13 protein-coding genes and 1 tRNA gene are annotated in these 11,751 nt (G+C 40.9%); 5 read left to right on the top strand and 9 right to left on the bottom strand.

Features of this window, described 5'->3' with window-relative positions; all coding sequences use genetic code 11:
* From EMP01_RS15560 to EMP01_RS15185, 4 genes are all read left to right on the top strand, one after another.
* Positions 1-304, top strand: a 304-nt coding sequence (locus EMP01_RS15560; protein WP_161971350.1) for a hypothetical protein, incomplete at its 5' end; no start/stop codon positions are given.
* Positions 301-900 (top strand): hypothetical protein, encoded by a 600-nt coding sequence (locus tag EMP01_RS15195; RefSeq protein WP_129022409.1) that lies wholly within the window; start codon positions 301-303, stop codon positions 898-900. The genes EMP01_RS15560 and EMP01_RS15195, both read left to right, overlap by 4 nt.
* A 181-nt stretch (positions 901-1,081) precedes the next feature.
* Complete coding sequence (locus tag EMP01_RS15190; protein WP_129022408.1) at positions 1,082-1,774, top strand: hypothetical protein; 693 nt, start codon at positions 1,082-1,084, stop codon at positions 1,772-1,774.
* A 139-nt stretch (positions 1,775-1,913) separates the two neighbouring features.
* Positions 1,914-2,456, top strand: coding sequence for a hypothetical protein (locus EMP01_RS15185; RefSeq protein WP_129022407.1), 543 nt, complete (start codon positions 1,914-1,916; stop codon positions 2,454-2,456).
* 427 nt (positions 2,457-2,883) lie between these two features.
* On the opposite strand, the gene EMP01_RS15180 is transcribed toward EMP01_RS15185, so the two are convergent.
* The gene (locus EMP01_RS15180; RefSeq protein ID WP_129022406.1) at positions 2,884-2,991 is read right to left on the bottom strand and encodes a helix-turn-helix domain-containing protein; all 108 of its coding nucleotides are present in this window, start codon (positions 2,989-2,991) and stop codon (positions 2,884-2,886) included.
* Positions 2,992-3,401: 410 nt separating this feature from the next.
* Here EMP01_RS15180 and EMP01_RS15175 point away from each other — a divergent pair, with 410 nt between their 5' ends.
* Positions 3,402-4,655, top strand: a complete 1,254-nt coding sequence (locus EMP01_RS15175) for a recombinase family protein (RefSeq protein WP_129022405.1) — start codon at positions 3,402-3,404, stop codon at positions 4,653-4,655.
* A gap of 263 nt (positions 4,656-4,918) precedes the next feature.
* On the opposite strand, the gene EMP01_RS15170 is transcribed toward EMP01_RS15175, so the two are convergent.
* The 8 genes from EMP01_RS15170 to EMP01_RS15135 all read right to left on the bottom strand — a co-directional run bounded on the left by EMP01_RS15170 (position 4,919) and on the right by EMP01_RS15135 (position 11,716).
* Positions 4,919-4,992 (bottom strand) — tRNA-Asp (locus EMP01_RS15170).
* A gap of 112 nt (positions 4,993-5,104) precedes the next feature.
* Positions 5,105-5,929 carry an SDR family oxidoreductase gene (locus tag EMP01_RS15165; protein WP_129022404.1) on the bottom strand — a complete coding sequence of 275 codons (825 nt, stop codon included), beginning with the start codon at positions 5,927-5,929 and terminating at the stop codon, positions 5,105-5,107.
* Positions 5,930-5,991: 62 nt separating this feature from the next.
* Entirely contained in the window at positions 5,992-6,441 is a 450-nt protein-coding gene (locus EMP01_RS15160; RefSeq protein ID WP_129022403.1) for a DUF2147 domain-containing protein, read from the bottom strand.
* 31 nt (positions 6,442-6,472) lie between these two features.
* Positions 6,473-6,736 (bottom strand): acyl-CoA-binding protein, encoded by a 264-nt coding sequence (locus EMP01_RS15155; protein ID WP_129022402.1) that lies wholly within the window; start codon positions 6,734-6,736, stop codon positions 6,473-6,475.
* Positions 6,737-6,746: 10 nt separating this feature from the next.
* On the bottom strand, positions 6,747-7,202 hold the full coding sequence (locus EMP01_RS15150) for an acyl-CoA thioesterase (protein ID WP_202616092.1): 456 nt from the start codon (positions 7,200-7,202) through the stop codon (positions 6,747-6,749).
* A gap of 12 nt (positions 7,203-7,214) precedes the next feature.
* Positions 7,215-9,020 (bottom strand): AMP-dependent synthetase/ligase, encoded by a 1,806-nt coding sequence (locus EMP01_RS15145; RefSeq protein ID WP_129022401.1) that lies wholly within the window; start codon positions 9,018-9,020, stop codon positions 7,215-7,217.
* A gap of 99 nt (positions 9,021-9,119) precedes the next feature.
* Positions 9,120-10,454 carry an SGNH/GDSL hydrolase family protein gene (locus EMP01_RS15140; RefSeq protein ID WP_129022400.1) on the bottom strand — a complete coding sequence of 445 codons (1,335 nt, stop codon included), beginning with the start codon at positions 10,452-10,454 and terminating at the stop codon, positions 9,120-9,122.
* Positions 10,455-10,480: 26 nt separating this feature from the next.
* On the bottom strand, positions 10,481-11,716 hold the full coding sequence (locus tag EMP01_RS15135) for an OmpP1/FadL family transporter (RefSeq protein WP_129022399.1): 1,236 nt from the start codon (positions 11,714-11,716) through the stop codon (positions 10,481-10,483).
* Positions 11,717-11,751 lie beyond the last annotated feature (35 nt).

Below are 11,751 nucleotides of genomic sequence, written 5' to 3'. Positions count from 1 at the left end.
AAAAGCGGTAACAGTTGCCATTAAAGATTTTATCATTCCATCTTTACAATCAAATGGATTAATTTTCATTGATTTTACCTTATTAAAAAATCAATTTATCGGAATAAACAAGGAGCAGGGAAACTGGAAACTTATTCAGCAATTAAAAATGTTCGATGATACCAACTTCAACCGGAAGCTATTTGGAAAATTGACATATAAAAATGATAAAAAAGAAACGTGCTCTACAACAGTAAAAATCGGACTGAATATGAATTCTAAGCCAGTTTCTGTTTCCTTTTATCCCGAATTAACCTGTATATGAATACCAGAGTACTAAAGATATTATTAGCATTATCTATCATAATTTCTGGCTGCAGCGAATCTTCCCAACAATCACAGAAACAGCAAAGCCATTATCCCGGAATTGTTGATTCTTTACAGGTCAATAACTGGTACGACAGTACAAAATGGTACTTGTATACTTATTATTGTATGGATACACCGAAATTAATTTTGGATAATGAAAAAGAGACTAACCTAGTGAATTTACCTTACGGTTCATTAGAGTTGAAGTTCGATTCATTACAAGTAATCAATGATTCATTTTACTTATTTTTTGATTTTTACAATCATACAGAAAATAAGTTGTTAGTTCCGGGAAATTATCCTGACATACATGTAATATCTAATGGTTTAATGTTTAGGAAAGCGACAGTTGATTCTGTACTATGCATCGCAAATAGTAATTCGTCTTATCGCCTGAAATGTACATTCTTCAGTAAAGAGATTTTGGACACGACATCCTTTAAGTTGATTAAGCCTCTTCAACCTGATGTAATCCATTTCATTAGGACTAATAGTAAAAGCTTAAATCCATGGTTTTTAGAACAGGCTAAAAAAAGAGGTGTGTTAAATTGATTGGCTCATAAAAGTAGTAAACAATAGAAATAAAGGTGGGAAAATTCCCACCTTTATTTCTATTGTTTATTTTAGAATTGTTATTTATACAATCAGTCATATTTAAAATCACATATAGATTTTTACAACAGATTTGAGGTAATTGATGGTTCATTTATTTATTTATACAATTCTAATCCAAATGAAACAGTTAAAATCAACAGGTAGATTAATCCTACTAACTTCGATGATACCAAGTTTTATGTCTTGTCAAAACAAAACGCCTAACACAACAACTGTCAGTAATAGTAAGCAATCCGTTAATGAGCAAATTGATGGTTATCCGCAAGAAATAAAAACCCTAAAATTGGAAAAGCAATTTGATGATACAAAATGGAGCTTGTATTTGTACAATTGTTTAGACACTCCATTCATTGCTAGAGACGAAACAACAATTAAGCTTGATCGGCCCATGTCGGCTTATGAATTGAGATATGATACAGTGATTAATAAAAATGGCAATTATATTATCACTTTTGAATATTATCTCAAAAATGGCGAATCTTTAAGGGATAGTATTAGTGATTCATGGAGCATGTTTTTACCTAACACAATTACATCGTCAATAAAAAATGTTGAAAAATGTGCAGTTCTAATACATCCAAATGACGACTCTGAATCTAAAGAGTGCCTAAATGATATGCCACCAAATGCTAAAAACATTACGGAATACTACAAAAGCAAGTATAAAAAAGATTATATGGATTATGTAAGGCTATACAGGAAACTATATGACCCCTTAGATAATCATACTGTGGATTTTATAAATAAAAATAGATCTACCCTTAATAAATGGTTCATTCAGGAAGCTGAAAAAAGAGGAGTCTTGGATTAATTTTAAAAATAGTAGATAAAAAATTAGGAATTATACTTCAATGGATTGAATAGACAATAGTTTGTTATATAAGACAAAGCCATAGATGTCGAAAATTTAACCTCATAACAAGTATTCTTCTTTTAAACAACTCTTAATTTTGATTCATAAATTCACAGCACTTCTATTAATCTTTATAATTTCGCAAAATTCCTATGCTCGAAAATGGCATACGGAAAATATAGATAATATTTTTAGCATTTCATTTCCAACAAAACCCATTCATCGTCCAACAGATAATTTAGGGGTAGTCCAATATTTTTGTCAACAAAGTGGTTGCCTTTTCAGCCTCAGTATAAAAAATGGAATAATTGACGATTATTACGGCTATCTATTGGCGACCGATAGTGACAGAGAATCGTGGGCCAATTCAATCTTAGAAAGCATTGCGGATTCAAAAATAATTCAGCCATTTCACTATCTAATTTCAAAGCAGGCCAATCGTTTAGGACACAGTGATTTTGAAATGGATATTCTATATGAAACAAGGCAACCGTCAATGCAAGAAGACAATAAGCGATTTTCGAAATTACTTTTATTAGGAAACTCACTTTACGTTTTAGAAGTATGGTATATGGATAATAAAATACATGACTTAGCGAAGGCCAAATTTTTCAAGTCAGTGTCATTAAAAAAGAGGTAATAGAAGATTGAAAGTTATAAAGAACTTTTGGACTAATAAGTAAATGAAACAGGGCAGAAGCAAAATTGCTTCCGCCCTGTTTCATTTATTAAACTTCTCAAACTTCGATATTGTATCAAATATTAGGTAGCCTTTTCAATTAATTAAACTATAATATTACAAATTTCCTGATAAAGTGGTTAGCTAAATTCCAGCTAAGCGAAAGTGAATTTTGATAATTATCTTTGTAAATATTTCGGTGAAAAAGAATTGTGAAGCATGGAAAAACGAAAAATTACCTATCCTAAAGACAATGGAAGGAACAATATTGTTCTCTCCAAAAGGGTACTCTGTCTCAAAAGTATCTTTAATAAAGGACCAACTTAATGCTAAGTACATGCTATGGAAATTATATGTAGCAAATTAGGGAGATGATCAATTGTAAAAGCTAGCAGACAAGCACCTCTACTGTTACACCGATACCATTGGCAATACGCTCAATCAAGTCCAGGCTCAGATTGTATATTCCGCTTTCATAGCGGCTGATGCTATTCATACTCTGTACAATAATCTTTGATGCAAGCTATCTCATGGTCATTCCTTTATCTACTCTAGCTTGCTTTATTGCTTTTCCAACACGCCCTTTTAAATCCATATAATATCTTAATAATTATGCTAAAATATTAAAATTTCTCCGCAACCTTTGTTAATCCATTATAATGTACAAATTTAGTAACAGCTACTTATTCTTACAGTACATATCGGTTTAGCATAGGGCATTATACCATTTCACTCTCATATCACCAGCCCTTTGTGTAATTCTTAAATCGTGAGTAAGGAATATGTGTGCAGGACAGAATAAGAATACCGACGAGGAAGGTCCCTGTTTTCAATTAAAAGGTCAGGAAATAGCATTCCTGGACCTCATTCTAGAAATTATTGTAAACGCTTCAATAAAGGAATATAATGACAATAAAAAGCACAATCAGGTACCTGAGATTTAGCAGTCTCGGTCAAAGTAACGGATCTATTGAAAGACAGGAACTGTATACGGATCAATGGCTGGAACATAATAAGGTCAGATTAGTGGATACTTTTATTGATAAGGGTAAAAGTGCGAAGACTTTTGATCGACCGGATTTCAATAAACTACAGCAGTTTATCAAGAAGCACTATAAGAAAGTAGATTACCTTCTTGTAGATCAGTTAGATCGATTTAGCCGGAATGCTGGTGAAGCAATGAGTTATGTAAAAACGTTGCAACAGCAGTATGGAATACAGGTTGTCAGTGTAACTGAGGGTATCATCTTTGATTATGATACCCCGGGAAGTTTCTTTAGGGCGGGGTTACAATTACTATTAGCTAAGGAAGACAATATAAACAGAAGTATAAAGGTTCGTGGTGGAATCTATACCGCCAAGGTAAAGGAGGGCAGATATATTTATAAGAATCCTCCCTATGGCTATAATCTGGCAGGAGCTGGGAAAGCAAGACATTTAGTGATCAATGAGACGGAAGCCAGGGTTGTTAAGATGATTTTCAGAGAGCTGCTTAATGGAACGCCTAAATACCTGATTACAGAGAAGGCCAGAGCGTTAGGGTTTGACCTAACGGGTAATGTGGCGATCACAAGAATATTACAGCAACCTGTCTATGCAGGGTTACATTATGCTAAAAAATTTAAAGATCATGATGGTGGTTTATTTCCGTTAAACGTTGAGCCTATAATTACGCAATCGGAATGGTACAGGGTTCAGGAAATTATAACTAAGCCCGTAAAAAGCAGGACTATAGTTGATGAGCACCTGCCATTAAGGGGATTATTAAAGTGCTATTGTGGCCAGGCACTTACAGGTGCTCCATCAAGGGACAGACATGGCAAGTACTTTTATTACTATAAATGTAATCAGTCCAAGCATTTAAACTTGAGTGCCCAAAAGGCGCATATACAATTAGAAAATGTATTAGAACTGATGAGCCTGCCGGAAAACTACCTTTCTTATTTAAAGCAAAATATAAATGCAGTTTTTGATCGAAAAATGAGTGCTGATAAGGAACTATTAAAGGTTAAACAGCGGGAGCTATCGGAAGAGGAAAGAAAATTAGAAAGTATCGAAGAAAAGTGGATAAATAATCAAATTGCGCATGATACCTATGACCGTTGGCATACAAACCTAAGTAAAACATTCGTGAACTTAAAGCTACTATATCAGAACTAAATAATGATAGTAGTGGTATTTTCCAGATCGTACAGAAGACCTTGATAAATTAGGGAATTTAAAACAGATCTATCAGCAATGTGATACCCTATCCAAGCAAAAGCTTATTGAATTAATGTTCGACAAAGGTTTATATTATCAAGATGGAGCGTATCGAACCCCTACTATATTAGAACCATTAACGTATAAGTGCATATAATGAGCGAAAAACAGCTTCTTATATACGGAAAAAAAGCGGGCCTTCTTAAAGAAGACCCGCTTTGCGGACCGGACGGGACTCGAACCCGCGACCTCCGCCGTGACAGGGCGGCATTCTAACCAACTGAACTACCGGTCCTTTTCTGTCTGCGATCGTTTGTTTGACCGCTTTGGGAGTGCAAATATAGAATGCGTTTTTGATTCAAACAAATTTTTGTTGAAAGTTTTTTTTCAAACCCTGAAATAAGGCATTAGTCGATAAATAAATCCTTCTGCAACGTGGCACCTGGTGTTACGGCATAAGACTCCAGGTCTGTGATGCCTGCCTGTGCCAATACCTGCTCATCCAGCAGTTGCTGACCGGTATATGCTTTAGGGTCCTGTTGCAGGATAAAGTGAATGGCATCGGCCAGGATATCTGGTGTACGGCTATGGGCCATCATCTCACTACCACCCAGAAGATTATTGACCGCAGCGGTAGCAATGGTTGTCATAGGCCACAGTGAATTAGCTGCAATACCATAGTTTTTAAACTCAGCCGCCCAGCCCATGGCCAGCATACTCATATTATATTTCGAGATGGTGTAGGCCACAGAATGTCGAAACCATTTTGGCTTCATGTCTAATGGAGGTGAGAGTGTGAGAATATGAGCCGAACTGCTTTGCTTCAGATAAGGCAGGCAATGCTGTGTAACCAGGTAGGTACCTCTTACATTGATCTCATGCATGAGGTCAAACTTCTTTGCTGGTGTCTGCTCGGTATTAGATAAAGATATGGCAGAGGCATTATTGATTACACCATCAATACCGCCAAAGCGGGCTACACCCTGGGCTACAGCTTCAATGATCATAGATTCGTCCCGGATGTCGCAGGGTACGGCAATCGCCTGACCACCTGCCTGCACAATCTCCGCGGCAGCAGTGTATATTGTCCCTTCCAGCTTAGGATGTGCAGCAACCGATTTTGCCGCAACAATTATATTGGCCCCTTCTGCCGCCAGTTTCAGCGCAATGGCTTTGCCTATGCCTCTGCTGGCACCGGAAATAAAATAGGTCTTATTCTTAAAAAATGTCATAGCTATTATTTTAAAAATGCCTGGTGCCGGCGGCACCAGGCAGGAATATAAGATGAGGATTTTTATTGGGCCCGCTCCCAGGTAGTCGTACGCCCGATCATAGAGATACCGACATAACCTCTTACACTCAGGGTATTGCCGTTATGGGTAATCTTACAATCGTAGGTCTTCCCATTTTTAGGATCATAAATCTCTCCGTTATCATAGGTTTTGGCACCCGTTTTTTCGAAGTGACGCAGGATCTGTAGTTTCAGCAATGGTCGCGTTTTCTTTGCCGCGTTTGAATTATTGACATCTGTCTTCGGTTTGCCATTCAGCATAGGTTCCTTCAGCCAGACAATCTCGCCCCAGTATTTACCATCTGTTGCTTTAAAGATATTGATCTTAGCAGTTTTCTCTGCATTATACCATAATCCTTCGATAGGATCTTTACCCTGGGCCATAGCCCTTAATCCGAAGCCTAAGACCAGTATGCATAAGGCCAGCACTTTTAAAACGTTTTGTTTCTTCATGATACATTACTTTGAGGTTAATAATATGCTTTTACTGCCCGGACAGTTTTTGTACCAGGTCTATATATTCCTGTTGAGCTGTTTCGCTGCTCATGCCTTTTTTCTGAAGCCAGGCCTCATGCTTGAACTTTTCTTTAAAGTCAAACATTCCATAATCGCCTTTCTCCGGCGCATCTCCTTCTGTAGCTTGTTTAAATAATGCATACAGCAGGAGCAGGGTATCGTTATCGGGCTTCTCCGGTAAGAGGCGGCTGTCTGCCACGGCTTTATTAAATGTTTCTGAAACGCTGTTCATGTTGCTCTTTTTACAATTTTGTTTTAGTTGGTTGCAATATAAAATCAGGTGTTTGCGGAATCTGCATAAATCGCTGCATAGCCTCTTCAGGCAAACCTGTCAGCTTTCTTTTATCCAGGTCTATCCACGCACCATCGGCATGAATAATAGCAGCCTCTGTTCCGTCTTGCCGGTACACTTTCTGCAGAAAGGACCAGCGGCTCCCATCTTCATAACAGGATTTCAACAGGCAACTTACCTTAATCAGTTCATTGGGCCTTACCTCTTTCAGGTATTTCAATTCTTCGCGGAATAAAACAGGGCCTATACGCAGTCTCGCCAGTTCATTAAACCCGAACTGCATATGGTCCATCAGCTCTAGTCTTGCCTGTGCTGCAAAATCGGCATAGGCAGAATGTCTGAGGTGCATATTCGCATCCAGCTGGCTCCACATTACTTTAGCTTCTAATACAATATTATCTTCCATATAGTGCCGGTATTAAATATGATCTATGTCTGCACCTTCATACATCGCATCGATCTGTTGCGCATATTTTTGCAGAATGACTTTACGTTTGAGACTGAGCTTGGGCGTTAGTTCTCCGGTTTCGATACCCCACTCACGAGGCAGTAATACAAATTTTTTCACCTGCTCTATATGATTGAAGTCTTTGTTATATCCTTCTATCAGCTGATGAAAATATTTAATCACTTCCGGATTTTCGACGGCTGCTTCATATGTGGTAAACGGAATGCGCTCCTCTTTCATCCAATGCTCCAGGTTACTGAAGGATGGAACGATCAACGCACTTACAAATTTGCGGTTCTCCCCGATCAGCATGACCTGCTCCATAAAGCGATTTTCTTTCAGCTTGCTCTCAATGGGTTGGGGGGCCACATACTTACCACCACTGGTTTTGAAGAGTTCCTTTTTACGGTCTGTAATTTTCAGGAAGCGCCCTTCTACCAGCTCGCCGATATCCCCTGTAGCAAACCAGCCATCTACAAAAGTAGCTTCTGTAGCCTCCGGCTTTTTATAATAGCCGACCATTACATTATCTCCCTTGCAGAGTATCTCACCATCATCGGCAATCTTGACCTGTACATTATTAATGACAGGACCAACGGTGCCCGCACGGCGATTCTCCTCTTCGTAGTGATTTACCGCAATTACCGGAGAGGTTTCGGTCAGACCATAACCTTCCATAATGGTGATATCAGCAGAAGTGAAGATCTTCGTCAACCTTGGCTGACAAGGTGCTCCGCCCACAACGATTGCTTTTACATTGCCACCTAATGCAGCGCGCCATTTGCTGAAAATAAGTTTATTGGCTATGGACAATTTAAACTCATACCACCAACTGCGGGGCTGTCCCGGTTCATATTGCTTACCCAGATCTACCGCCCAGAAGAACAGTTGTTTTTTAATTCCGGTCAGCTGATGACCAGTCGCCATAATTTTCTCATAAACCTTTTCCAGTAAGCGCGGCACGGTTACAAAGATGCTGGGACGCACTTCTTTCAGGTTGTCCCCAATAGTCTCCATGCTCTCGGCATAATAAATTGAAAAGCCATTGAAAAGGTAGACATAAGAGATCATTTTTTCCAGGATATGATTCAGTGGTAGAAAGCTCAGTGCTTTACGCTCTGCCAGGCCCACACCTTCAATGATCGGATGCACATCATTTACATTACTGACAATATTCTTATGGCTCAGCATCACTCCTTTTGGTGTACCGGTAGTACCGGAGGTGTAAATGATCGTTGCAATATCAGCATCGGTAGTCTGCTGTCGTATGCGATCCATCGTAGCCAGGTGATCTGGAGATGGCTGTACTTTACAGGCTTCCCAGTGTGGCACACCGGTTTCTTCCTCAAAAGTATATACCCACTCCAGCATCGGCATTTTATCTTTTTGCTCCATAATCTGGTGGTACAGGGCTGCTGTATGTACAAAGCAGCCCTTCACACCGGATTCATTGAAGATGCCGATCATCTCGGCCATCGTAATATTAGGATATAAAGGAACCAGTATCGCTCCTGTGAGTTGCACAGCCAGATCGGTGATCAGCCAGGCAGGCCTGCTGTTGCTGAGTATCGCGATCTTGTCGCGCCCCTCAGTAGTCATATCTTGTGCAGATATGCCTTTGGCCAGCAAACCGGCAGCAAGCTTTTTCACTTCAGCATGCACCTCATCAGTACTTAAAGTCACATATCTGCCAGCCGTTTTTCCGGCCAGGAGATCGGGTTTGGGAGCGGCTGCCTGCAGCTCCATACAATCGAACAGTCTGTGTGGTGTATTCATAATCTACAATTTTTCTATTATCAATCTGCAATATTGTATTGCAGTCTTCTACTGCATGTTTGTTCTACCGGTGTGACTTTAATGTATCTGTTTGTCTATCTAAGGAAACAGTACGCCATTATAATTATTGATATCTACCTGAGGTACCGAAGATTTATAAGTACTGTTGATCACTCTGATAATTTCATTTGCCATCAGTGCATAGCCTTTAGGTGTCAGATGCACACCGTCCAGGGAGAAGGCTCCGCCGGACACAAATGTCGGTGTCAGCGTAACCCCGTTAAAACGGATACCAGACTGCAATGTGCCCAGGTAACTATGTGCATCTACATAGCCCAAACCTTTACGGATAGCGGCTGCGCGGATAATTTCATTGAATGTGTTGGTCGCAGATCGTACATATCCTACCTCCGTTTCATCCAGCACATATTTCTTAGGAATAGGCTTAACACTACCCCAGCCACCACACTTCAGTGAATCCTGTGGCAAAGTCAGCAGCAGGTATTCATTATTCTTGATCTGGCGCAGACCTCCCGGTGCGGCAGGGTCCTGTATGATAAATGCATTGGCACCCAGAGTGAACGTAATCCCCAGCGGTGCATATGCCGCATTCAGTGCAGCGACCTGCGTAGGGGTGCTCAGGACCAGTCCTCTGCCCGGAATAGTAGTAAAGTATGGGATGGTAGTCACATCAGGAATATTGATCAGCACACCTTTTGCACCTTTCAGGGTCATAGCATCTACCACTGCATTGTACGAAGCTTCGAAGGCTGCCGTAGTAGAAATATCGGTAGGCATTGCCCCTCCGGTACCACTACCTTCACCACCATTTGTAGCATAGCCCAGTACATCGTTACTACCCAGCCACATGGTGAAGAATGTAGGATTACTGGCTGCCGCGATATCAATAGGACGATCGGTTGCAGGATGCGGATACATACGTGCCGCATAGCCAACACCTGCCAATGACTGCGCAATGGCTGCATAACCGGGAACGGTATAATCTACACAACGTATACCCGGTATACCCAGGTTATTGAATGGTCCCTGTCCGGAAATACTGGTTGAACTGCCACTGGTATCAGAGGCTCCGGCGTATAGTTTTACACCAAGACCGGTTACGCCATCACAACTGGTCGTATACCCCAGCACGCGCTTTGGTGCCGGCCAGCCTGCATTTCCGGGCAATAGAGGTTGACGGAATTCGCCACCACCTACAGTCATAAACTGTTTGCCCAGCATTGCCGGATAAGAATTCTCCTGTCCGCTGCGGTATAATGATCCGTCGGCATAACCCGCCGTCAGCGAGTTGCCAATGGCTACATAGTATGAGAAATTAGCCTCGCCACTGGAAGGAGTCACTCCTTTAATGGTAGGTTTGCAGGAAGCCAGCATAGCGGCCGCCGCAATTAAAGGTATATATGAAGCTTTCATATGTTCTGAATTAATTAGGGATTCACTTAAAATTTGTACGTAATACCTATTGCCGGTACCAGGCTCTTGATTTGATACTCACCGGAAAAATTAGCCGGTTCATACTTCACCTGTCTACCTGCGGTAGTGGTATAGTTTACTGCCGCCATTATGCTCAGCTTATCGATCACAGCGTAACTCAGACCGGCAGACAAAGAGAAGCGGTCTGCATCTACTGCATCTGGAGATACATAACGCGCATTACTTGGTGTCGGGTCAAATGCACCGCCTACCATTACGGCAAATTGTTTACAGATTTCATAATGTCCGCCAATTCTTACCGCCAGTGTATTCCTATATAATCTTGGTTCTTTAGAATCAGCCAGGGAAGCAGTGTTTTGTACAAAATCAAATTTTAAAGAATCATAACTTTTCCATCCTGCCCAAACAAGATCACCTTGTAAAGTCAGTCTTGGCGTTACTTTAGCGGCCACACCCAGGGTCAGAATGCCGGGTAAAGGCAAAGTAGCATCAAAGGCTGTTCTTGGAAAATTCGTAGCCAGTGCAGCAGGTACGCTAAAGCTGGCATCACCACCATTTACTTTCATGCGCACTCCTGAACGGTAAGATAAACCGAACTGCAGGTTATTGGACGCTTTGATATGCACACCCGCATTAAAGCCTACCCCATTGGCTTTGCCATCCAGTACGGCCTGCCCTTCTGTGCCGTTCATATCCTGAACGGGCAGGGCTTTTTTAATCTTAACAGAACCGGTACCGTATACAAATCCTGCCCCTACAGAGATCAGGTCATTGATACGATAGCTGACTGTCGGCTGGAAATAAATACTCTGTAAAGAAATAGACTGAGTAATAAAGCGACCAGTCCAGTCATTACCCCAGTTGGCACTACTGCCGAAAGGTGTGTAAATACCCAGTCCCAGTGCCAATCGACCATCTTTAGACAAAGTACCACCTGCATACACAGCGAAAGGAGTAGACAAATGTCTTTTGGTTTCCGCATAGGTCTCACCGGAATTATCCGGTACATAGCGGACTGTCGGAGACACCCCAAATACACCGGCATAAGCCTGTATACCATTTAAGCGAGCGAGTCCGCCAGGGTTATAAAATATAGTGGAAACATCCCATGGAAAAGCGACGCCACTACCGCCCATAGCGGTTTGTCTCAGTCCCTGCAGATTGAGCTGGAAGCTACCTGCATGCAGGGTGGCCGAAGACAGGGCTACTGCTGCAACGGAAAAAATAAATCCTTTCTTCATGCTGTGAAAATTGAGAATGTGAGTAATTGTTGTTA

Source organism: Edaphocola flava (genome assembly GCF_004118155.1).
GTDB lineage: Bacteria > Bacteroidota > Bacteroidia > Chitinophagales > Chitinophagaceae > Edaphocola > Edaphocola flava.
This window is presented reverse-complemented; position numbering and strand designations above follow the sequence as displayed.